Origin of the sequence: Sphingopyxis sp. (genome assembly GCF_050725655.1) — a bacterium.
GTDB lineage: Bacteria > Pseudomonadota > Alphaproteobacteria > Sphingomonadales > Sphingomonadaceae > Sphingopyxis.
Map to the genome: position 1 here is coordinate 1 of NZ_JBOHHT010000053.1, position 22,643 is coordinate 22,643.

Here is a 22,643-nt window from a genome sequence, read left to right on the forward strand (position 1 = left end):
GTTGATGAAGGCGTGGGCGTTCTTCGGATGCGGCGCGCCCTTCGGGATGCACAGATTGTCCGAATTGAGCTGGCTGCCTTCCTTGGGCACGACGAAGTCGATGTCGGCATCCTCGACCATCGCCTGCGCGATGTCGCCATTATATTCGAGCACGACATCGACATCGCCCTTGAGCAGCAAATCCTGCCCGTCATCCTCGTGGAATTTCTTCACATTGGGCTTTTGCTTGATCATCATCTTTTCGATCGTCGCAATGTCTGCGGGGGTGAGCGCATTGACCGATTTGCCCAGATATTTGCCATAGAGGCGGAACATGTCGCCGGCCTCCGACAGCCAGGCGATGCGGCCCGCATATTCGGGGCTGTCGAACAGCACTTTCCAGCTGTCGGGCGTCGCCGACACTTTCGACTTACGATAGCCGATGCCGAGCGCGAGCCATGTGTAAGGCATCGAAAATTTGCGCTGCAGGTCATATTCGACGTTGATGTAGGCGGGGTCGATATTCTTCTTGTTCGGGAGCAGCGCATGGTCGAGCGGCAGCAGCATGCCGGCCTTGGTCATCCGCTCGACAAAGTCGTTCGACGGTACGATCACGTCGTAACCGGGATTGCCGGCCTTGAACTTGGCGAAAAGCACGTCGTTGCTGTCGAACAGGTCCATCGTGACGTCGACGCCTGTCGCTTCCTTGAAATTATCGAGCGTATTCTCGCCGATATAGGTGTCCCAGTTGTAGAAGTTGAGCTTGGCTTCCTCGCCGTTCGAGAGCTTCTTGCCGCCCTCCTTGCTGCACGCCGCGAGGCCCCCGAAGCTGATCCCGATCGCCGCGACTCCCATCGCCTGCAGCAGCGAACGGCGCCCTCGGGTTTGCTTGATCAGTTCAATCGGATCCATGTGCAGCCTCCCTGTTTGTGACGCCAAGCTGACTCAATAAAGTCGGCTTGGAAAGAGGTTTTTTTGCGCTGCACCAAGATTCTTTGAAACTTTCATGCGTTGCGCAGATACCAATCATAATCGAGTGTCGGGACGACGCCGAAATAGCGGTCCTGCTCAACGCGCTTAACGACGCTGAACATGTCGACGAAACGGGTCCCCAGATAGTCGCGCATCAGCTTCGACGCGTGGAATCGATCGACCGCGGCGAACCAGTTCGACGGCGGCTTGTCGTCGCCGCTGTTGTCGCGGTCATAGCCGTTGCCGACCACCGCGGAGCCGGGATCGGTCTTGTTCGTCATGCCATGATGCATCCCTGCGAGGACGGCTGCCACGGCGAGATAGGGGTTCGCGTCGGCGCCGCACGCGCGGTGCTCGACATGGCGGCTCGGTGGCGGACCGGCAGGGATGCGAAACGATACGGTGCGATTGTTGACGCCCCAGGTCGGCGCGACGGGGGCATAGCTGTTCGCCTTGAAGCGCCGATAGCTGTTCGCATGCGGCGCAAAGAGCGCGAAGGCGTCGCCGACGCTGCCGATCATCCCGCCGATCGCGTGGCGGAGGGCGGGAGTTCCTTCGGGATCGTCGCTCGCGAAAATGTTGGTGTCGCTGCCGTCGTTGACCGAGACGTGGATGTGCATGCCACTGCCCGCCTGATCGGCAAAGGGCTTGGCCATGAAAGTCGCCTCAAGGCCCTGTTGCTGCGCGATCGCCTTGACGAGGCGCTTGTACATGATCGCATCGTCGCAGGCGCGCAGTGCGTCGGGCTTGTGGCGCAGAGTCAGCTCGAACTGGCCGGGCGCGAATTCGGAGATCGCGCTTTCGAGCGGCAGGCCCTGCACGTCGGTCGCGGCGTAGAGCGCGTCGAAAAAGGGACGGAAGTCGTCGAGTTCGCGCAGGCCATAAACCTCGACATTGCGCGGCGTATCACGGCTGTAGTCGGGGCGCGCGGGGCGCACGCGCCCGTCGCGCGCCCGGCGCGGATCGACGAGATAGAATTCGAGCTCGACCGCGAGCACGGGGGTCAGCCCGTCGGCGGTGAAATGGTCGATCACGCCGCCAAGCACGTGGCGCGGATCGAGGTCGTGCGGTGTGCCGTCGAGCTCGTAGAAATCGACGAGAAACTGTGCGGCATGGTCGCCGCCCCAAGGCGTGCGGACGAGGGTGCCGGGGATCGGCTTCATCGAGCGGTCGGCGTCTCCATCCTCCCAGACGAGGCCCGTTTCGACGGTATCCTGCCCGGTGATGTCGACCACGGTGATCGATCCGGGGAACATGCGCCCGCTTTCGTAAACGGCCATTACCTCATGCTGGCGCAGCCGCTTGCCGCGCGGTACGCCGCCGAAGTCGGTGTAGATCATCTCGATCGAATCGACGTCGGGGTTCGCCTTGAAAAAGGCTTCGGCCTCCGACCGGCCCGCGATCACGCCCGATGATTTCGACATGCAAATAACTCCTCGATCAACCGAGACGGTCGCGCAGCGCATACCAGAGCAACCCCAGCGTAGCGAGGGGGCGCCTGATCCATTTTCCGCCCGGAAAAGGGCGGTTCGGCAGATTTGCGAGCACATCGAAGCGTTCGGCGGTGACCGCCATCGCCTCGGCGATCAGTTCGCCCGCGAGCGTCGTTACCAGCGCACCGTGGCCTGAAAAGCCGTGCGCGTAGAAGATGTTCCCGCGCCGTCCGATATGCGGCAGCCGGTTCATCGTCACCGCGACCGCGCCGCCCCAGCCATAGTCGATCTTCGCGTCGGCGATCTGCGGGAACACCTCCGCCATGAAAGGCCGGACGAAGGCGGCGATGTCGCGCGGCGGGGTCTGCGAATAGCGCTCGCCACCGCCGAAGATCAGGCGCTTGTCGGCCGACAGACGGAAATAGTTGAGCACGAAGCGGCTGTCGGCGACCGCAGCATCGCTCGGCAGCAGATCGTCGGCATTCGACAGCGGCGCGGTCGCGATATTATAGTTCATGATCGGCACCGTGTAGCGGCCGAGGTCGGGTTCGACCTGACCGATCCAGCTGTCGGTCGCATCGATGACATAGTGCGCGGCGATATGCGCGCGGTCGGTCATCACACCGAGGCCATCGGGCGTGTCGGCGATTTCGTAGGCGCGATGATCCTCCCGGATGCAGACGCCCGCGGCCTCGGCGGCGCACGCGAGGCCGATCGCATAGTTCAGCGGGTGGAAATGCCCGCCCTGCGGATCGTGGATGCCCCCGTGATAGAGCGGGCTGGCGATATGGGCGCCCATGTCGCGCTTTGCGACGACGTCGCTCTGATACCCAAAGCGCGTCGCCAGAAACTCGGCCTCGCGTTTCATCGCTTCGAAGTCTTTGGGCGTCCACGCCGCCTCGAGATGCCCGGTCTTCAGGTCGCAATCGATGCCATGTTTTTCGATGCGCGCCTTTACCGGGTTCGCGCGCCAGCACAGGTCGAACAGAGCATCGGCGCGGTCGCGGCCGAACGCTGTTTCCAGTTCGGATGCCGACCAGCGCAGGCCGGGGATTAGCTGTCCACCGTTGCGGCCCGACGCGCCGAAACCGACATGCTCGCGCTCGATCAGGATTACCGAAAAGCCGCGCTCGGCGCAGGCGAGAGCAGCGGAAAGTCCGGTGAAGCCGCCTCCGATAACTGCGACATCGAACGAAAGCTCTTCGCCCATTTCATATGTCGAACGCCACCGATGCGCGGTCGCGGCGTAGTAGCTGTTGGCGAGCGGATCGGTCATGGCCGGCGCGCCGGTCAGACCCGCATCAACAGATGTTCGCGCTCCCAGCTCGACACCACCGACTGGTAGTTGAACAGCTCATAATCCTTCACCGCGAAGAAGATTTCGAAGAAATCGTCGCCGAGCAGGTTGCGGACCTTTTTGCACGAGCTGAACCGGTCGAGCGCCGCCTCGAGCGTGCGCGGCAGGGTGCGCGCGCGGTTATAGGCGCTGCCGGTGATCGGCTTGGCCGGCACCATGCGGTCGATGACGCCGATGTAGCCGCAGATCAGCGAGGCCGCGATCGCGAGATAAGGGTTGCTGTCGGCGCCCGGCAGACGGTTTTCGACGCGGCGGTTGTTCTTGTCCGAGATCGGAACGCGGAAGCCGCACGACCGGTTATCCTCGCCCCACTGGACGTTGATCGGCGCCGCGCTGTCGGGGCGCATGCGGCGAAAACTGTTCACATTGGGTGCCCACAGCGGCGATATTTGCGGCATGTAGCGCACCAGTCCGGCGATATAGCTGCGGAACATCGCGCTATCGCGGCCATTGGCGGTCGAAAACAGATTCTTGCCGGTGACCGCGTCCACCACCGACTGGTGGATATGCATCGCGCTGCCGGGCTGGCCCGCCATCGGGTTCGCCATGAAGGTCGCATAGACATCATGCTGCTTGGCGACGCTGCGCACCGCGCGTTTGAAGAGGAACACTTCGTCGGCGAGCCGCAGCGGGTCGCCGTGCATGAAATTGACCTCGAGCTGCGCGGCGCCCATTTCGTGGATCATCGTGTCGATATCGAGCCCCATCAGCTCGCAATCGTCATAGATATGATCGATGATATCCTCATATTCGTTCATCGCCTCCAGCCCGTAAGGCTGGCTCGCGGTTTCGCTGCGCCCCGACTGGCCGGTCGGCGGGACCAGCGGGAAATCGGGGTCGACATTCTGCGATACGAGATAGAATTCGACCTCGGGCGCGATGATCGGTTTCCAGCCCTTCTCGGCGTAGAGGCCGAGCACCTTTTTCAGGATCGTGCGCGGGGCGATGTCGACCTCACTCCCGTCGCGGTTGAGGACGTCGGCGATGACGAAGGCGGTCGGCGATTTAAATCCCGGCGCGACGCAAATCGTGCTGGGGTCCGCGATCAGGATCTTGTCGGGGTCCTTGTCCCAGATATCGTCGATATCCTCGGGATAATGGCCGTCGATCGTGCAGATGAAGACGCTGCCCGGAATGCGCAGCGACCTGTCCTTCACCGACGAGAGAAACTTCTTGGCCGGCAGCACCTTGCCGCGCTGGACCCCATTGATGTCGGGGACGATACATTCGACTTCGTCGATTTTATGGTCGCTGATCCATTGTTCCAGATTGACTGACATGCGCCCCCGATTGGGCCGAGGAGTCGGCCCGTTGTGGAAAGAACAGCCTATCGCAAGGTTGAGCGAAGCGCCAGAGGGGGCCGTTATTCGGCCATTTTCGGCATGAATTTATGCCCGATTCTTCGATTGCGCGAAAACCGGGGTCGCCCATCCTTGCATCGCGGACTTGACCCGGCGTCCGCCTCTTCGTCAAGAAGGAGCAGATGCGGATCCCGTCCTGCACGACCATGGACATTCTATCCGCCCGGCAAGGAGACGATGGTGATGAGGGGTGAAAACGACCAGCTGGCCTCCTTCTGGATGCCCTTTACCGCCAATCGATCGTACAAGGCGCATCCGCGGCAGCTCGTGTCGGCGAACGGCATGTATTACCAGTCGGGCGACGGGCGGCAGGTTCTCGACGGCACGTCGGGCCTCTGGTGCAGCAATGCGGGGCATTGTCGTCCCGAAATCACCGAAGCGATCGCGAAGGCGGCGGCGACACTCGATTTCGCACCCACGTTTCAGCTCGGCCATCCGCTGCCGTTCGAGCTCGCGCAGCGCTTGGCGGCGCTGATGCCTGACGGTCTCGACCGGATATTCTTTACCAACAGCGGCTCGGAGTCGGTTGATACCGCGCTGAAAATCGCGCTCAACATCCAGCGTGCCAAGGGCCAGGGAACGCGTACGCGGCTGATCGGGCGCGAACGTGGCTATCATGGCACGGGCTTCGGTGGAATCAGCGTCGGCGGCCTTGTGAACAACCGCCGCGCGTTCGGTGGCGGGCTGCCCGGCGTAGACCATATTCGCCACACACACGACATCGAACGCAACGCTTTCACGCGGGGTTTTCCGCAGTATGGCGCCGAACTGGCCGACGACCTTCAGCGTCTCGTCGACCTCCATGGCGCGGACACCATCGCGGCGGTGATCGTCGAACCGATGGCGGGCTCGACCGGGGTGCTCGTCCCGCCGGTCGGCTATCTTCAGTGCCTCCGCGAAATCTGCGACAGGCACGGTATCATCTTGATTTTCGATGAGGTTATCACGGCGTTCGGCCGCGTCGGCGGCGCGACCGCGGCGGGAGAATGGGGCGTCACGCCCGACATCATCACCATGGCGAAGGGCCTGACCAACGCGGCGGTGCCGATGGGCGCCGTTGCGGTGAAGCGCGAACTCCACGATGCGGTGATCGACAGCGTGCCGGGCGGCATCGAGCTGTTCCACGGCTACACCTATTCGGGACATCCGCTCGCAAGCGCCGCAGGTCTTGCGACGCTCGATCTCTATGCGCGCGATGGCCTGTTCGACCGCGCAAATGAACTCGGTAGCTATTGGGACGACGCGGCGCACAGCCTGCAAGGTGCGCGCCATGTCATCGACATTCGCACGGTCGGCCTTGTCGCGGGCATCGAACTCGAGCCGCGTGCGGGCGCGCCGACCGCGCGCGCGATGGAACTGTTCCACGCCTGCTTCGATAATGGCCTGCTCGTGCGCGCTACGGGCGACATCATTGCGCTGTCGCCGCCGTTGATCGTCGAAAAGGCGCAGGTCGACGAAATGTTCGGGAAGATTGGAGAATTGCTGAGCCGCACCGACTGACGGGAAGGCCCGTCAGTCGGCGGCGGCGTTGGCTTCCGCTTTGGCTGCTGCTGCAGCGACCTGCCGCGCGCGCGTGGCTTCGGTCTGGATCAGGCGCTCGGCCATCGTACGCCACGCCTGTTCGGCGCGCAGATTGCGGTCGCGGACCTGCGACAGCGAGCTTTCCGCCGCGTCGGCCGCGCATTTGTCCGCCTGGATCAGGTAGAAATCGCTGGTGTTCGACATGGCGGAAATCCTTGGTGTAGAGGTTGTTGAGGGTCGGAACCGGAAAAGTCAGTCGACCATTTGGGCAATCAGGCGGCGAAGTTCGCGCCGCGTCAGCGTCGGCGATCGCCGGGCTGGCTTGTCGGCCCGCGCATCGATCGCGGAATAGGGCCGAAGGAGGGAAGGAAATGCATTCAGATTAAAGTTCATAATATCCTGTGGTTTTGTTCTGTTTTCGGTTGGTGGACGTCAGCGCCGGTTGCCCTTGCGGGGGCCGCCGCCGGCGGGACCTGCGCCGCGGTCGCGATAGACGATGCGGCCTTTGGTCAGGTCATAGGGCGTCATTTCGACGCGTACGGCGTCGCCCACGACCGACCGGATGCGAAAACGTCGCATCCGGCCTGCCGTGTAAGCGATGATCCGATGATCATTTTCCAGAACGACGCCGAAGCGCCCGTCGGGAAGGATTTCATCGATCTGGCCGTCGAGGGTCAGTAGTTCCTCTTTGGCCAAAAGATCAGGCCGACTGGATGTTGACGGCGGCGACTTTGCCGCGCTGGTCGGTTTCCAGATCATAGGAAACGCGCTGATCCTTGTTCAGCGTCGTCATCCCGGCGCGTTCGAGGGCGGTGATGTGGACGAAATTATCGCCCGAACCGTCTTCGTTCGCGATGAAGCCATAACCTTTTTCGGTGTTGAAGAATTTTACGGTGCCGATCGGCATGGGGTCGTTCCTTTCACGGAAGCGGAGTTACCAACGGCCATATGCCGGTGGCGCCAGGTAGCGTGAGGATGGAAGTGTCCGCCAGTCAGGCAAAAAAATCCGTCGTAAGCGACGATAGCTTGTCGAAGATGGGCCTTGAGCTATGAAAAGTCAAGGATAGGCTCGGATTCGCGCACTGTCATGGTGGCGCGAGCAGAGGAAAAGTCACCGAAACGCGCGTGCCTTTGCCGACTTCGCTGTCGATGTCTAGCTGTCCCTGATGGCGCTCGCTGATGTGCTTGACGATGGCGAGGCCGAGGCCGGTGCCGCCGACCGAGCGGCTGCGCGCTTCGTCGACACGATAGAAACGTTCGGTCAGGCGCGGCAGGTGATCGGGCGCGATTCCGTCGCCCTCGTCGCTGACCGACAGCCGCACGCGGCGGCCTTCGCGCGCTAGTTCGACCGCCACCGGTGTTCCCGCGTGGCCGTATTTCATCGCGTTCGAAATGATATTGTGCGCGAGTTGTCCGAGCTGCGCCTCGTCGCCCAGCACCGGTTGCGCGGCGTCGCCCAGCCGGGCGACGATGTCTTTGGTGCGCGCCTGTTCGCTATCGCGCAGTTGCACAATCGTTGTCCTGACGATGACGGCAAGATCGACAGGCGTCGTCGGGCGGCGAAAGCGGTCGGCCTCGACCCGCGAAATCGACAGAAGGTCGATGACGAGTTGCTGCATCCGCCGCGCTTCGCGATCGATGATCGAAAGGAAGCGATTGCGCGTCGGCGCGTCGGCCTCGCCGTTCATTTCCTGGAGCGTTTCGACATAGCCGAGGATCGCGGCGAGCGGCGTGCGCAGTTCGTGGCTGGCGTTGGCCACAAAGTCGGATCGCATGCGGTCCGCGGCATCGATCGCCGACCGGTCGGACAGGAAGATGATATATTCGCTGCCCGACAGGGCGGCGATGCGCATCGTCCAGCGCTGGCCGGGGCGCGGAAAATCGATCAGATTGACCGTTTCGAGCCGTTCTTGTCCGTCGATCCGCGACAGCCAGTCGGTCGCCGCAGGATGGCGGATCGCGGTGCGGACGTCGGCGCCAACGATATGCCGGCCAAGCAGCCGGATCGCGGCGTCGTTGGCGATGGTGACGATATTGTCGGCGGTGCCGATCAAGGGTTCCTTTTCCTGATCGACCCAATGGGCAAAATCGGGATGCCGGAGCAAGGAGACGGGCAGGGCGGCCGCGGGCTCGGCTCCGGCGCCCCGCGTGTCGGGCAAGGCGACGGGAAGCGCGCCGTAAACGGTGGCGGCGGCGAGGAAGCCCGCGAGCACCATGATGGCGATCGACAGCGGATCGCCCCCGGCCAGCGTGGCGAAAATCGCCGCGATGGCGACCAGCGTCAAAGCGATGACCAGGCTGGAAAGGCGATCGAACATCGCCGCTGCGCCTCGCACGAAGAGGTGATGATGCGCAAGGATGTTTACGGCAATTAACGCCCGGACCGTGAATGTCCCAAAGCGGGAAGGGCAAGGCGGCGACCCGTCTTTTGCTTTTCCTTGGCGCTTCATTGGGTTATGCGCGCGATATGGAAAACAGCGACATTCCCGCCGAAAACTCCGTGGAAACGGAGGAAACCATCCCGTCGCGGCGCAAGATGCTGGCGCTTGGCGCCGTCGGCGTGTCCGCCGCGCTGACGATCCGCCCCGCGTTTGCGCAGACCGCGGTGTCAGTGATGAATTGCCAGATTCCCGTCCCCGGGCCGACGGCCGCCGGCAAATATATCGATACCGCAGGCAAGCTGGTCCCGCCGGGCACCAAGGGCGCATTTCCGGGCTCGGTCCGCCCGTTCACGGGCGAAGAAGTGAAGCGGGCGTTTCGTGGGCAGACGCTGCCCGGCACCACCTACAATCAATCGCAGGCGTATCTTCAATATATCCGGCGCTTGCAGGCGGGGCAGAGCGGCTTTACCTGTTTCGCATCGATCACGATGACGCGCTGATTTTCGCTCCTTTGAGGCGATGTCGGTTCAGCCGCATCGTCAGCCAAAGGAGTTCCCGTGAAACTAGCTTCGCTCAAACAGGGCCGCGACGGACGCTTGGTCGTCGTTTCGGACGACCTTGCCTGGTACGCCGACGCCAGCCAGATCGTCCCGACGATGCAGGCGGCGCTCGACAATTGGGCCTATGCCGCGCCCCGCCTCGCGGCGCTGGCCGAGGATCTCAACCATGACGCGATCCCGAAGGAGCGTTTTCATGAGCATGATGCGGCGTCGCCGTTGCCGCGCGCCTATCAGTGGGCCGACGGCAGCGCGTATGTGAACCATGTCGCGCTGGTGCGGCAGGCGCGGGGTGCCGACATGCCCGACAGCTTCTGGCACGATCCGCTGATGTACCAAGGGGGCAGCGACGCCTTCCTGGGGCCGCGCGATCCGATCCCGCTCGGCGATCCCGCCTGGGGCTGCGATATGGAGGCCGAAGTGGTCGTCGTGACGGGCGACGTGCCCAAGGGTATCGATGCCGCCGCAGCGCGCGAAACGATCCTGCTCGTCGGCCTGACCAACGATGTGTCGCTGCGCGGCCTGATCCCGGCGGAACTCGCCAAAGGCTTCGGCTTTTTCCAGTCGAAACCGTCGAGCGCGATGTCGCCCGTGTTCGTGACGCCCGATGCGCTCGGCGATCGCTGGAAGGACGGCAAGTTGCACGGCACATTGTCCGTCGATCTGAACGACCAGCCGCTGGGGCGTGCCGACGCCGGCGTTGACATGACGTTCGATTTCGGCGCGCTGATCGCCCATGCGGCAAAGACGCGCGACCTGGGCGCCGGCACGATCATCGGGTCGGGCACGGTGTCGAACCGCGATGCCGATGGCGGGCCGGGCAGGCCGATCACCGCCGGCGGTCTTGGCTATAGCTGCCTCGCCGAAGTGCGCACGGTCGAAACGATCCAGCAGGGCGAGCCGAGGACGCCGTTCATGCAAAAGGGCGACACGGTTCGTATCTGGATGGACGACGAGCGGCATCACAGCATCTTCGGCGCGATCGAACAGAGCGTAGGCTGACAGCAAGAGAGGGCGGAATTGCTTCCGCCCTCTCTTGCTTTCGTGCCGGTTTTGCCGGGCTATTTGGCGCCCAGGCTGCCGCCCGACATGGCGTCGCTCAGCGAGCAGGCCGCTGGGCCAAGAATGACGATGAACAGCACCGGCAGAATGAACAGAATGAGCGGCACCGTCATGATCGCGGGCAGGCGCGCGGCTTTTTCCTCCGCGCGCATCATGCGCTCGTTGCGGAATTCGGCGGACAGAACACGGAGCGCGCTGGCGAGCGGGGTGCCGTATTTTTCGGTCTGGATCATGGTCGTGACCACGCCCTTCACCGATTCCAGATTCACACGATAGGCGAAGTTTTCGAACGCCTGACGGCGTTCGGTCAGAAAGCCGAGCTCGATCGACGTCAGCGCGAATTCTTCGCCGAGTTCGGGATAAGCCCGGCCCAATTCCTTAGAGACGCGCGAAAAGGCGGAGTCGACCGTCAAACCGGCTTCAGCGCAGATCACGAGCAGATCGAGCGCGTCGGGCAGACCTTTGCGGATCGCGTCGGTACGCTTCTGCCGCATGTTGTCCACAAAGAGATCGGGCGCCTTATAGCCGAGCAGCAACGCGCCCATCGTGTAGGCCGAGCGCTTGAAGGAGGTCAGGTCGGGCCACATGTCGACCCAATAGATCAGGAAAAGGGCAAGGCCGCCGAACAGGATCGGCAGAACCATGCGGCCGAAAATGACCGCCACGGCCAGATCCTTCGACCGGATGCCGGCCTGCGCCAGCTTTTGCTGAACCTCCTTGATCTGTCCTTCCTGCAGCACCTGAAGCCGGCCGAGGAAGGTCCGCATCCTGTCGGCGGTCTGGTTCTTGCGGACCAGCCGGGCGCGGCGTTTCGCGGTCGACGCCGTGATGCCCGCCTTCAACTGCTCGCGGCGATCGTTCAGCGCCTTGACGCGCTTGGTCATCGGATTGCGAACGGTCAGCGCGCTGTAGATGGCGAGCAGCACGGCGAACACGCCGACCGCCGCCAACAGGGTGCCTACCCATACGACGTCGATGCCGAGTATCTTCGGGCCACTTTGGGCGCCGGTAAAGGCCGAAGAGAGAAGGAGGCTGCTGTTCACTGGTTCCGCCCCTTCAGATTTCGAAGCTGATCATTTTGGCCATGATGCCGGCGCCGATACTCATCCAGACAAGGCCCCCCAGCCCCGCGATGATGAGCCGCTCTTCATAGAAGAAACCTTCCAGATAGCTGGGGTTCACCGACCAGACGACGCCGAACACAAAGAAGGGCAAGGCGCCGACGATATAGGCAGAAGCTTTCGCCTCGGACGACATCGCGCGGATTTTGAGCTTCATTTGCGCGCGCTTGCGCAGAACGTCCGACAGATTGGCAAGCGTTTCCGCCAGGTTGCCGCCCGTTTCGCGCTGGATCTGGATCGTGATGCAAAAGAACTGGAATTCGGGCGTGCCGAGCATGTCGGCAGTTTCCTGCAGCGCGGCTTCCATCGTGTTGCCGATGCGGATGCGTTCGATGACGCCCTTGAATTCCTCGCCGACCGGTCCCGGCAACTCCTGGCTCACGATCTGGAATGTTTCGGTCACCGGAAGGCCCGATTTCAGGCCGCGAACGAGCAGATCGATCGCGTCGGGAAAGCGGGCGTTGAATGCCGTGACACGCCTTTTGATCGTCATGCCGACGACCAGATATGGCAAGCCAAGCCCAAGGAGCAATCCGACCAAGCCGGCCATCAGAAATGGCGCGCGCAGGATGAGCATGCCGCCGGTCGCGACGACGAACACAATCATCGACGCGAACATATATTGCGTAAGTGTCCAGTTCTTGCCGGTCCGGCGGATGCGTTTTTGCAACTCGTCCCGGCGCGGCAGCAAAGCAGTCAGCGACGAGTCCTTGCGGCCCGACTGGATCGTCTTGCGCATCTGCGCCGCCACCACCGCTTCGGTCGAGGCCGCGTGGCGGTCTTTGACCATCGCCAACCGCCGCGTCTTTGCCTTGGCAGCCGACGGCCCGCCAAGCAGGATCACGAGGATGGCAAAGGCCAGGAAGGCCCCCGCGATGATAAGGATGACTGGCAGATTCATGGTCAGCTGATGTCCGCTTCTATCGCTCGAGGTGGTGACGGCCCGTCAGGCGCGCCGTCACGCCGCCTGTTTCACGCCCTTTTTCGTCAGACCGAGCTTGCCGAGCAGCGAGCCGCCCGATTTGCTCTTTGCGGCGACAATCTGCGCTTCCTCGGCTTCGACGTCGGCGCCGTCGAGGATGAGGCGCATCAGGTTGCTCCACACCTGCGCCGACTTGGTGCCCTTGCAGGTTTCCGCATAGGATTTGCCGAGCTTTGCCGATTGGGCAACGAGCTTCGGGTCGAACGGGATGACGACGTCGATCGGTCGTTCGATCGACGATTCGAATTCCTTGCGCGACAGCTCGCCGATGGCGTTCTGGAACTTGTTCGCGACGAGCACGACGCGCGCGCCCGGGATATTCTGTTTGAACCAGGACAGAAGGCGGATCGTGTCGCGCGCCGCGGCGAGCGTAACATCGCTGACGAGCAGGATCGTACCGGCTTCCGACACGAGGTGCGGGAAGGGGATCAACACTTGGCGCGGGATGTCGACGATTGTCATCTCGAAAGCGGAGCGCAGCTCTTCTTCGAGCTGGAAAAAGGCCGACCCGTCGGTCATCACCGGCTGATGGATCGGCGCTTCGGCCGACAGCAGGCTCAGCTTGTCCGACGCGCGTACCATGGCGCGCTCAATGAACAGCCCGTCGATACGGCTGGGGTTGTCGATCGCGTCGATCAGGCCGCGGCCCGGTTCGAGGTCGAGCGTCAGCGCACCCGTGCCGAAATGGACGTCGAGATCGAGCAGTGCCGTCTGACGGCCCGCCTGTTCGCTGATCGCCCAGGCGAGCGAGGTCGCGACCAGCGACGCACCGACACCGCCGCGCACACCGACGACGCCCATCATGTGGTGCGGCTTGTCGTCGTGCATATCGGCATGTTTCGGGGCCGACAGCATGGCTTGCGCCATGGTGAGCGATTCGCGGACCTGTTCGAGCGACAGCGGTTTCAGCAGATAATCCTGGATGCCGCTGGACAGCAGATCGCGGTACAGGCGAACGTCGTTCACCTGGCCGGCGGCGATCACCACCGTACCGGGTTCGCAGACTTCGGCGAGCGCGTTGATATCGTTGATCGGATCGCCCGATTCCGACATGTCGACGAACAGGATGTTCGGGCTGGCGGAGACCGAAAGCGACTGCACCGCATTGCGCAGGCCACCCTTGTTGCATTTTTCGATCGGCCAGCCCATGTCGTTGGCCGCGGCGCGGATCAGCTCCAGCGTATCGTCGTCGCAGACGAAGGCATTGAATGGATCACGCACGCCTGCTGATTTGAAAGGAGCGTTCACTTGCCGCCTCCGCTGGTAGGTGCCTTGGTCAATTCGCCTGCACCGGTTTGGGGTTTGGTACGATAGGTCTGGATCGCGCGCGTCGCCGCCGTCGGATCGCTGCCCGTGTTGCTGGCGCCTTTGATCAGATCGTTCGGATCGGCGACCATCGAGGCGAGATTGCTGTTCGTCGCGCAGCCATAGTTGGACGATGTCGCGTTGGTCGGATTAATCGACGACTTGCTGTCCCAGTTGGGGCAGCCGGGCACCGAGGCCGAAGCGCGCGTGACGATAACGCGCACATGCCCCTCGGGCACCGCGCCCGTTGTCACCGGAACATCGTTGCTGAGCAGCAAACCGCGGCGTTCGACCATCGAACGGACGGTCGCCTGCGCCGAACTCGCACCATAAGGCGACGAGTCCTCGATCGCGACGCGATCGCCGTAACGGACGCCCATCGCGTCGAGCCAGCCTTGCAGGCGGCCTTGTTCGCTGGGGGGCAGTTCGCCGTTCGCCGCCGCGACATCGAATTGATAGATGGCGTTGCGCACGACGGGCTGGTGCACCGATTCCAAGCTGTGGTTGCTATGCGCGGCGCCTGTGCAGCCGGCGAGCGTCGTCGCCAGAGTCAGGACCGTCCAAGTTGCGATTTTCTTCATCACTTTGCTCCTGAAATCCAGCGCGTCATTTGATGCCGAAGCCGGGCGACGCATCGCCCGTGCCCCGCGGACGGTCGGCGTCGCCGACACTGGTGTCGAGCCGCGGTTTGGGACGATCGCCGCCGGTCACGCCATTGCTCGTCTGATTGAGCAACAACCGCTGCAAGTCGTTCGGATCCTGATAGGCATCGGTCGGGAGCTTGATGTCGTTCGCCGACACCGGCTGGACCAGATAGGGCGTCACGACGATAACCAGTTCGGTTTCACCGCGGCGGAAGCTGTCCGATTTGAACAACATGCCGAGCACGGGCACATCGCCGAGACCCGGAATCTTGTCGATCGCCCCGATCGAACGATTGTTCATTAGACCCGCGATCATGAAGCTTTCGCCCGAACCGAGCTCGACCGTCGTTTCGGCGCGGCGAATCGTCAGCGCCGGAACCTGAAAGCCTTGCATCTCGATCGCGCCTTCGGTCGACAGTTCCGACACTTCGGGGCGAACGCGCAGGCTGATCCGGCCGTTGGACAACACCGTTGGCGTATAGGCCAGGCTGACGCCATATTTCCGATACTCGATTGTCGTACCGGCAAAGTTGCCGGGGATCGGGATCGGGAATTCGCCACCGGCGAGGAAATCAGCGGTTTCGCCCGAGATCGCGGTCAGGTTGGGCTGCGCCAGTGTCGCGACCATGCCCGACCGTTCGCCGATATCGAGCGAAGCGAGCAGGTCGAGGCCGAACAGGCGACCGGCGCCCGCAATGCTCCGCGTACCCGGCGGCGTGGTGATCTGATACGAGGTGCCGAGGAACGGAGAATTGATCGGCTGGCCTGTCACAGGATCGTACGGACGCGGCACCGGGCTACCGGGGAACACCGCGGTCGGCGCAGGGATAGAGGTAATCGTGCCGGGATTCCGGCCGCCGAAGACGCCGGCCAGGAAACCGCCTGTCGTGTCGCGCGTCAGTACGTTGCCGCTGATTTCCTTGACCAGCGAACGGTTCACTTCAGCGATGCGAACCTGCAGATTGACCTGCAGCGGCGTGGCCGTGCGCAGGCGCGACAGCACCTTTGTGTCCTCGCCGACAAATGCCTGCACCAGCCGTTCGGCTTCGGCAGCATCGTCCGGGGACTGGACCGTCCCGGTGAGCAGCACAAAGCCGTTCATCGGGTTGGCCGAGATGCTGGCTTCCGGCATTGCGAGCGACAACATCTGGTCGATCGTCTCGATATTGTTGCCGACGCGGGCGACGGTCGAGAAGACGACACGGCCGCTGGCGTCGGTGGCATAGATGCTGGTTTCGCCCGGCTTCTTGCCAAAGATATAGAGCTGGCGGCCCGAACGCACCTGGACGTCGGCGACCTCGTCATTGGCGACAAAGACGTCGGACATCGAGGCTGGAAGGCTGACCAGGCGGCCGCGGCCCACCGACAGCTCGATGCTGCTGCTGGCATTCTGGACGGCCTGGGCGATGGCGGGCGCCGAAGGTGCCGCTGCCAGCGTGGCTGCCACCAGGCCGATGGCCAAGGTGCGTGCCAGAGCCGCCGCCTTGAATTTGGCTGTGCTGTTCATCTTACTTACCCCCAACCGGAACTTCGGTCATCTTGTCGCCGCGGGTCACGCGCACGACCGGGCCGGTCGGAACGGACACCGAGCGCCCCCCATAAGACGGCGTCGAGCCGCTGTTATTCGCTGCTGCGGCCTGCGGCGCCCGCGGGGCCGTCACGCGGCCGCGCACCGGGATCCAGAAGCGCGATACGTCGCCGCCGGTGGTCGCCGACGAGCGGCTGGCGGTCGGACGCGCGGCGGCTTCGGCCAGCATCTTCTTTTCCGCACTCGCCCCGCCCGTGGCCGGGACATTGACCTCACCCGATGCGATCGCGGCATCGAGTTCACCGGCGCTTTCGGCCAGCGGACGCAGTGCGAGCGACAATTTGCCCATGTCCTGCGCGACGGCGATCTTCTCGGCGATTTCCGGCGTGGTTTCGAGCGTTACCGAGCCGAAGGTGCGAACCGGGGTCTTCCCCGTCTCATCCTCGGCATCGTAGCGCTGATCGGTTGCCAGAATGCGGACGTTGCGAACGATCGTCTCGGCGGTGAACAATTCCTTGTCGGGATAGCTCGAGTTTTCCGTATCGATCGAGATGCGCTGCGCGAGCACTACATCGACGCGGTCGCCCGGAAAGACGAAACCTGCGACGCCCTGTTCCTGGCTGACCTTGACCGTGACGGCACGCATGCCCGGCCCAAGCGCCGCAGCGAGGAAGCCGCGATCGTCGGGATGGACCAGCGCGCCCTGTGTCAGGGGCTGGCCCGCCGTGATCGGATAGCGAACGACGGTCCCGACCAACGTGTTCACGTCGGTCTTGTCCTTCATGAAATAGGCTTTTTCGACCAGTTCCTTTGGCCAGGGCTGGAAACGGAAGCTGTCCGGGCCGACAATCGTGCCCACGGGCAGCTGCCGCGTGGCCACAAGAATCATCGGACCGGTAATGTCCGGTGCCGCGGCTGCACGAGCTTGCGGAGCAGCTGCTCCGCGCATGATCTGGTTGACCCCGAACGCTGCGCCGATGGCAATCACCAGCGCGCCGACGATCAGCATAATCTTTCGCGTATCCATGACGATTTGTCGCCCTCCTGCACCCACCAGAGACGGTCGTGCTTTTCCCTCAGGTCATCGGATAACCTGAAACTGGTTAAGATATTGTTGGTGAAGCGCCCAAAGGCCCGCAGCGGCGATGGCTACCCCATAGGGCACCTCGACCGGCTTGTCCGAAGGGCGCAATTTCATATAGATAAGCATCGCGGCCGACAGGATGCCGCCACCGACGGCCATGACCGTGAGTGTCGGCATGAACAGCGGAGGCGGGATCCAGAGCATCACGGCGCCGATCATTTTGACATCACCCCCGCCCATCGCGCCGATCGCGAACAGGCCGGCAAAGACGAGAAAGACCGCAAAGGCGGCCCCGAACTGCAGCGGCACATCGGGCCAGAGCGCGAGGCCGCTCGCAATCCAGAAGGGGATCGCGAGCAGTGCCATCGCGCCGTTGAGCTCGTTGGAAATGGTGCGCGACCGGACGTCGCTGATCGCCGCGGCAATCATCAGCAGGCCGAGTATAGCCATCAGGCCGAGCGAGATTGTGCCGCTTTCCATCGGCTTTCTCCTACGCAATATGGCTTACCAAAGAGTAACCATGTCGGCGGGGACGCGCGGCTTGCATTCCGCGGGCCAGCCGATATGCGGCGGGCATGACCGACGCGCCGCCTTCCGCCACCGATGTGCTGATTGTCGGCGCCGGGATCGCCGGTGCAAGCCTCGCGGCGGCACTGGCCCCCTGGCGCCGCGTCCTGCTGGCCGAGGCCGAGGATGCCCCTGGCTATCACGCGACGGGCCGGTCAGCCGCCTTCTGGCACGAAAGCTATGGCGGGGTCGGGGTGCAACCCCTGACCCACGCATCGCTGGAGGCGTTGAACAGCCCGCCGCCCGAATTCTCGGATCATGGCTTCCTGTCGCCGCGTGGGGCATTGACGCTGGGCCAACGGTCCGAGGCCGCGGCGGTCGACGCCTTCGCGGCCGAATTCACGGCGCAGGGTGTCGATGTCGCAAGAATGTCGGGCGAGGCGGTTTCGCGCATGGTTCCGGGCCTTCGCCCCGAATGGAGCGAAGCCGCCTATGAAGCGGCGTGCCGCGACATCGATGTCGGCGGCCTGCATGCGGCCTATCTTCGCGCCGCAAAGCGCGCCGGCGCAACATTGGTCACGCGTGCGCCGCTGCGGCGCGCGCGCCGTGTCGGCGACGGCTGGGATGTGGAACTGGGCGGCGGGCGGGTCCGCGCCGCGTTGATCGTCAATGCCGCCGGGGCATGGGCGGACGAGGTCGCGGCCGCGTGCGGGATCGCGCCAGTCGGCATCCAGCCCTATCGCCGCACGGTGATGCAGGTCCGGCTGGGTGTTCCAGTTCCCGCCGACCTGCCGCTCGTTATCCACGTCGGCGGCGAATTCTATTTCAAGGGGCAAAGCGAGGGGCGTGTCTGGCTGACCCCGCATGACGAGACGCCGACCGCGCCCCACGACGCCGCACCGGAGGAACTCGACGTTGCGCTCGCGATCGACCGGATGCAGTCGGTGGTCGACTGGCCCGTCGTTGCGGTTGAGCGCAAATGGGCGGGGCTGCGCAGCTTCGCGCCCGATCGCATCCCGGTTTTTGGCGCCGATCGGCATGATAGCGCCTTCATCTGGTGCGCGGGGCAGGGCGGATTCGGCATCCAGACATCGCCGGCGATCGCCGCCTTGCTCGCGGCCGAGCTTGGCGCCCCACCGCCCCGCGGCGCCATCGGCCGCGTCGATCCGACGCCCTTCGCACCATCGCGCTTCGTCTGAACTATCTGGCGGCTTGCACGGCGAAACAACTGGATTAACATAGGTTTGGCTGTGCCACCCCCGGTACAGCCCGACCTGTGGAGGATGGCATGGCCCATTATTTCGAGATCAAGAAGAACAAGGCCGGCGAATTTGTCGCCTATTTCAAATATAATAGCGAACCCATCTTCTGGACCGAGGGCTATAGCAGTAAGGCTTCCGCGAAAAATGCGATCGAATCGATCCTGAAGAACGGACCCACCGCAGAAGTACGCGAAACGGAATAGTTTTAGCGCGCGGGTGCCCTGCGCGCCCGCGCGACTTCGAGGGCGGCGTCGCTCGCCAGCTGGTCGGCCAGTTCATTGTCGCCGTGGCCCGCATGGCCCTTGACCCAGATCCATTCGACCTTGTGCCGCGCGTTTTCCTTGACGAGGCGCTGCCACAGGTCGGCATTGGCAACCGGCTTTTTTGCCGCAGTTTTCCAGCCGTTCTTTTGCCAGCCGAAAATCCATTTGGTGATGCCGTCGCGGACATAGACGCTGTCGGTTGACAGCTCGACGTTGCAACTGCGCTTGAGCGCGGCGAGCGCCTCGATCGCGGCCATCAGCTCCATGCGGTTGTTCGTCGTGTCGGGCTCGCCGCCCGACAGCTTTTTCACGACGTCGCCCCAGCGCAGCACGGCGCCCCAGCCACCGGGGCCGGGGTTGCCCTTGCACGCGCCGTCGGTGGCGACGATCACGGTCTTGCCGGTGTTTTCGTTCATCCGACGGCGAACAGGCTGGCGGCGTCGGAGGCGCTATAGCGCTGCAAGCGGGCAAGGAACGGCGAAGGGTCCTTGCGCGTGACGAGCGCGTCGGCGGGCGTGTGCACCCAGTCGTGCGCGCGCGTCAAAAGAAAGCGCAGCGCCGCGCCGCGCGCCAGCAGCGGCAACGCGGCGACTTCTGAGTCCGACAATGTGATCTCGCGTGCATAGCCGCGCATCAGAGCTGCGGCGCGCGCAGGGTCGCAATGTTTCCCGTCGGACGAAAAAGCCCAGGACGCGTGTGTGATGACGAGATCGTAAGCGCGAAAATCGCTCGCGGCGAAATAGAAGTCGATCAGGCCGGTAACCCGGTCGCCGAGCATCAGCACATTGTCCGGAAACAGGTCGGCGTGGATGACATGCGCGGGCAGGTCGCTCGGCCAATGGGCGTCAAGATACGCCAGTTCGTCATCGACGATCGACTGAAGCCCCGGCAAAACCACATCGAGGTTGCCGGTCGCTTCGGCAACGCCGTGCCAGTGATCATGACCCATGCTGTTCGCTCGCGCGCCTGCATAGCCTTCGAGGGCGCGGTGCATCGCGCCGAGCGCGGCGCCCGCCGCTTCGCATTGGGCCGGGGTCGGCTGGGTCAGCGAAATGCCGGGCAGGAACTGGATGACGCACGCCGCGCGGCCCGAGACCTGCTGGATGGCAACGCCGCTTCGATCGCGGATCATCGCCGGGACCGGGCAGTTCTGACTGGCGAGATGGTTCAGCAGGTCGACAAAGAAGGGCAGATCGCCCTCGCTGACTCGCTTTTCATAGAGCGTCAGGATGAAGCGTCCGCCCGTCGTTTCGAGCAGGAAGTTGCTGTTCTCGACGCCCTCGGCAATGCCCTTGCACGACACGACGGTGCCAATGTCGTAACGGGCGACGAGTGCGGCAAGGTCGTCGGGCTCGACGTGCGTATAGACTGCCATCAGGCTGCTTCGAGCCCGCGCGGCAGTTTGAAGACCATATTCTCTTCGGCGGTGACGACGACATCCTCAACGATGGGACGAACCGCGGCGACGGCGTCGATCACCTCGCGGACCAGCGTTTCCGGCGCGCTCGCGCCCGCCGTGATGCCCAGCGTGCGGATGTCCTCCAGCCACGCCGGATCGACGTCGGTTCCACGCTGGACAAGATGCGCAGGGGTGCCCAGCCGTTCGGCGACCTCGACAAGGCGCAGGCTGTTCGAGCTGTTGGGGGCGCCGATCACGATCATGCGATCGCATTCGCCCGCGATCGCTTTCACCGCGTCCTGGCGGTTCGACGTGGCATAGCAAATATCCTCGCCGCGCGGGCCCGTGATGGCGGGAAAACGATGCTGCAGCGCCGCGATGATGTCGCGCGTATCGTCGACCGACAGTGTCGTCTGTGTCAGGAATGACAGCATATCGGGATCGGGCGGCGACAGTGCTGCGACGTCGTCTACCGATTCGACCAGTGTCATCGCGCCCTCGGGCAATTGACCCAGCGTCCCGATGACCTCGGGATGGCCGGCATGGCCGACAAAAACGATATGACGTCCCGTCTCGTGCGCGCGCTCGGCCTGGCGATGCACTTTCGACACCAGCGGGCAGGTCGCGTCGATATAGTCGAGCCCGCGCATTTCGGCTTTCGCCGGCACCGCCTTGGGCACACCGTGCGCGCTGAACACTACGGGCACGCCATCGGGAACCTGGTCGAGCGATTCGACGAAAATCGCGCCCATGGCCTTCAGAGAGTCGACGACATAGCGGTTGTGGACGATTTCATGCCGGACATAGACCGGCGCGCCATATTTCTGCAGCGCCAGTTCGACGATACGGATCGCGCGATCGACTCCGGCACAGAAACCACGCGGTGCCGCGATCAAAACCTTGAGTTCTGCCGCTTCGCTGCCTTCAGCTTGCGTCGTCGGATGGGGAGCGTTCATGATGCGCGCGCTCTAGCGCAGCAAGCCATACGGGGTAAAGCCGCTTCGTCCCCGGTCCCATTGTTCTTCTCTTTGTTGCGCCGCGTTCATCGCACCGATAAGAAGCGGCGCGCATGAAGCGGGATCAACTGTCCCGACGCCTGTCAAAGCGCCTGTTTGGAAAGCCCGTTTATCATGATGTCCATTTCGTTTCCGTCCCGTAAGTTCCTGACCGTGCTGTGTAGCACAGCGGCCATGGCGACGGTGGCGGGCTGCGCGAAGGACAATGAAATCGACCTCGCCGGCGGCGTCGGCATCACCTCGACACGCAGCGCATGTCCCGCGGTCGCGGTGCCGCTGCATACCGGCGACATCACGCTGTTCGACCCCGCGACGAGCCGCGATGCGCGCGCCGTCGATGTCGTCGCGGCGATCACCAATGTGACGCCGCAGTGCAACGACGCCGCGGAAAAGGTTTACCAGCTCGCGAGCTTCGACGTGGTCGCGACGCGCCGCGACGCCGGGCCCGCGCGCACCGTGACCTTGCCCTATTACGCCACCGTGCTGCAGGGCGGGACCGCGGTTGTCGCGAAGCGGCTGGGCAATGTCGCCGTGACCTTTGCCGAGGGGCAGGTGCGCGGCACCGGTCGTGCGCAGGCTTCGGCCTATGTCGATCGCGCCGCGGCGACGCTCCCCGCCGACATTCAGGAGCGCATCACGCGCAAGCGCAAGGCGGGCGATCAGGACGCCGCGGTCGATCCGCTGAGCCTTCCCGAAGTGCGCGCCGCGGTCCAGCGCTCGAGCTTCGAGCTGCTCGTCGGCTTCCAGCTGACGCAGGAACAACTCGAATATAACGTCCGACGATAGGACCGCGGCGGCGCTGCGGCGCCGTTCGCATCTTCACGCCCCGCGCGCCGATCGGCGCCGCGGGGCTTTTCGCGCCCGCCAAGCTGCGATAGGGCGCGCAAGACTTTCCTGATCGAAGATAGG

24 protein-coding genes are annotated in these 22,643 nt (G+C 63.7%); 6 read left to right on the forward strand and 18 right to left on the reverse strand.

Translation table 11 applies throughout. From position 1 onward, the window contains the following. From ACREBX_RS06800 to ACREBX_RS06815, 4 genes are all read right to left on the reverse strand, one after another. Positions 1–891, reverse strand: an 891-nt coding sequence (locus ACREBX_RS06800; RefSeq protein ID WP_431560997.1) for an ABC transporter substrate-binding protein, incomplete at its 3' end; no start/stop codon positions are given. Between the two features lie 92 nt (positions 892–983). Next, a complete protein-coding gene (locus ACREBX_RS06805; RefSeq protein ID WP_431560998.1) occupies positions 984–2,375 on the reverse strand; it encodes a glutamine synthetase family protein in 1,392 nt (463 codons plus the stop codon). A gap of 16 nt (positions 2,376–2,391) precedes the next feature. Beyond that, complete coding sequence (locus tag ACREBX_RS06810) at positions 2,392–3,660, reverse strand: NAD(P)/FAD-dependent oxidoreductase (RefSeq protein WP_431560999.1); 1,269 nt, start codon at positions 3,658–3,660, stop codon at positions 2,392–2,394. A gap of 14 nt (positions 3,661–3,674) precedes the next feature. Continuing rightward, on the reverse strand, positions 3,675–5,021 hold the full coding sequence (locus ACREBX_RS06815; protein ID WP_431561000.1) for a glutamine synthetase family protein: 1,347 nt from the start codon (positions 5,019–5,021) through the stop codon (positions 3,675–3,677). 264 nt (positions 5,022–5,285) lie between these two features. On the opposite strand from ACREBX_RS06815, the gene ACREBX_RS06820 reads away from it, so the two are divergent. Next, on the forward strand, positions 5,286–6,602 hold the full coding sequence (locus ACREBX_RS06820; RefSeq protein WP_431561001.1) for an aspartate aminotransferase family protein: 1,317 nt from the start codon (positions 5,286–5,288) through the stop codon (positions 6,600–6,602). Between the two features lie 12 nt (positions 6,603–6,614). Here the strand turns inward: ACREBX_RS06820 and ACREBX_RS06825 are convergent, their stop codons facing one another. From ACREBX_RS06825 to ACREBX_RS06840, 4 genes are all read right to left on the reverse strand, one after another. Continuing rightward, positions 6,615–6,827, reverse strand: coding sequence for a hypothetical protein (locus ACREBX_RS06825; protein ID WP_431561002.1), 213 nt, complete (start codon positions 6,825–6,827; stop codon positions 6,615–6,617). A gap of 228 nt (positions 6,828–7,055) precedes the next feature. After that, a complete protein-coding gene (gene infA, locus ACREBX_RS06830) occupies positions 7,056–7,319 on the reverse strand; it encodes a translation initiation factor IF-1 (RefSeq protein WP_056374851.1) in 264 nt (87 codons plus the stop codon). 4 nt (positions 7,320–7,323) lie between these two features. Next, entirely contained in the window at positions 7,324–7,530 is a 207-nt protein-coding gene (locus ACREBX_RS06835) for a cold-shock protein (protein WP_058538446.1), read from the reverse strand. A gap of 178 nt (positions 7,531–7,708) precedes the next feature. Further along, on the reverse strand, positions 7,709–8,941 hold the full coding sequence (locus ACREBX_RS06840) for a sensor histidine kinase (RefSeq protein WP_431561003.1): 1,233 nt from the start codon (positions 8,939–8,941) through the stop codon (positions 7,709–7,711). A 149-nt stretch (positions 8,942–9,090) separates the two neighbouring features. On the opposite strand from ACREBX_RS06840, the gene ACREBX_RS06845 reads away from it, so the two are divergent. After that, entirely contained in the window at positions 9,091–9,504 is a 414-nt protein-coding gene (locus ACREBX_RS06845) for a hypothetical protein (protein WP_431561158.1), read from the forward strand. Between the two features lie 57 nt (positions 9,505–9,561). Further along, on the forward strand, positions 9,562–10,563 hold the full coding sequence (locus ACREBX_RS06850; RefSeq protein ID WP_431561004.1) for a fumarylacetoacetate hydrolase family protein: 1,002 nt from the start codon (positions 9,562–9,564) through the stop codon (positions 10,561–10,563). Positions 10,564–10,622: 59 nt separating this feature from the next. Here the strand turns inward: ACREBX_RS06850 and ACREBX_RS06855 are convergent, their stop codons facing one another. The 7 genes from ACREBX_RS06855 to ACREBX_RS06885 are packed head-to-tail and all read right to left on the reverse strand — an operon-like array spanning position 10,623 to position 17,767. Then, positions 10,623–11,666: a type II secretion system F family protein gene (locus ACREBX_RS06855; protein WP_431561005.1), complete on the reverse strand. Its 1,044-nt coding sequence runs from the start codon at positions 11,664–11,666 to the stop codon at positions 10,623–10,625. 13 nt (positions 11,667–11,679) lie between these two features. Next, positions 11,680–12,645: a type II secretion system F family protein gene (locus ACREBX_RS06860; protein ID WP_431561006.1), complete on the reverse strand. Its 966-nt coding sequence runs from the start codon at positions 12,643–12,645 to the stop codon at positions 11,680–11,682. Between the two features lie 57 nt (positions 12,646–12,702). Then, positions 12,703–13,974: a pilus assembly protein CpaE gene (locus ACREBX_RS06865; RefSeq protein WP_431561007.1), complete on the reverse strand. Its 1,272-nt coding sequence runs from the start codon at positions 13,972–13,974 to the stop codon at positions 12,703–12,705. After that, positions 13,971–14,612: a CpaD family pilus assembly protein gene (locus ACREBX_RS06870; protein ID WP_431561008.1), complete on the reverse strand. Its 642-nt coding sequence runs from the start codon at positions 14,610–14,612 to the stop codon at positions 13,971–13,973. The genes ACREBX_RS06865 and ACREBX_RS06870 overlap by 4 nt, the downstream gene beginning before the upstream one ends. A 25-nt stretch (positions 14,613–14,637) precedes the next feature. Beyond that, positions 14,638–16,182, reverse strand: a complete 1,545-nt coding sequence (locus ACREBX_RS06875; RefSeq protein WP_431561009.1) for a type II and III secretion system protein family protein — start codon at positions 16,180–16,182, stop codon at positions 14,638–14,640. A 1-nt stretch (position 16,183) separates the two neighbouring features. Next, positions 16,184–17,230, reverse strand: coding sequence for a Flp pilus assembly protein CpaB (gene cpaB / locus ACREBX_RS06880; RefSeq protein WP_431561010.1), 1,047 nt, complete (start codon positions 17,228–17,230; stop codon positions 16,184–16,186). Between the two features lie 54 nt (positions 17,231–17,284). Continuing rightward, positions 17,285–17,767, reverse strand: coding sequence for an A24 family peptidase (locus ACREBX_RS06885; RefSeq protein ID WP_431561011.1), 483 nt, complete (start codon positions 17,765–17,767; stop codon positions 17,285–17,287). Positions 17,768–17,862: 95 nt separating this feature from the next. On the opposite strand from ACREBX_RS06885, the gene ACREBX_RS06890 reads away from it, so the two are divergent. Both ACREBX_RS06890 and ACREBX_RS06895 read left to right on the forward strand, forming a co-directional pair. Then, a complete protein-coding gene (locus ACREBX_RS06890; RefSeq protein ID WP_431561012.1) occupies positions 17,863–18,993 on the forward strand; it encodes an NAD(P)/FAD-dependent oxidoreductase in 1,131 nt (376 codons plus the stop codon). Between the two features lie 89 nt (positions 18,994–19,082). Continuing rightward, positions 19,083–19,259 carry a YegP family protein gene (locus ACREBX_RS06895; RefSeq protein ID WP_083435781.1) on the forward strand — a complete coding sequence of 59 codons (177 nt, stop codon included), beginning with the start codon at positions 19,083–19,085 and terminating at the stop codon, positions 19,257–19,259. Between the two features lie 2 nt (positions 19,260–19,261). Here the strand turns inward: ACREBX_RS06895 and rnhA are convergent, their stop codons facing one another. The 3 genes from rnhA to ispH are packed head-to-tail and all read right to left on the reverse strand — an operon-like array spanning position 19,262 to position 21,674. After that, positions 19,262–19,735 (reverse strand): ribonuclease HI, encoded by a 474-nt coding sequence (rnhA, locus tag ACREBX_RS06900; protein ID WP_310253752.1) that lies wholly within the window; start codon positions 19,733–19,735, stop codon positions 19,262–19,264. Beyond that, positions 19,732–20,694, reverse strand: coding sequence for a homoserine kinase (gene thrB, locus ACREBX_RS06905; RefSeq protein ID WP_431561013.1), 963 nt, complete (start codon positions 20,692–20,694; stop codon positions 19,732–19,734). The genes rnhA and thrB overlap by 4 nt, the downstream gene beginning before the upstream one ends. Continuing rightward, the gene (ispH, locus tag ACREBX_RS06910) at positions 20,694–21,674 is read right to left on the reverse strand and encodes a 4-hydroxy-3-methylbut-2-enyl diphosphate reductase (protein WP_431561014.1); all 981 of its coding nucleotides are present in this window, start codon (positions 21,672–21,674) and stop codon (positions 20,694–20,696) included. The genes thrB and ispH overlap by 1 nt, the downstream gene beginning before the upstream one ends. 234 nt (positions 21,675–21,908) lie before the next feature. Here ispH and ACREBX_RS06915 point away from each other — a divergent pair, with 234 nt between their 5' ends. Further along, positions 21,909–22,520, forward strand: a complete 612-nt coding sequence (locus tag ACREBX_RS06915) for a hypothetical protein (RefSeq protein WP_431561015.1) — start codon at positions 21,909–21,911, stop codon at positions 22,518–22,520. Positions 22,521–22,643: the final 123 nt, after the last annotated feature.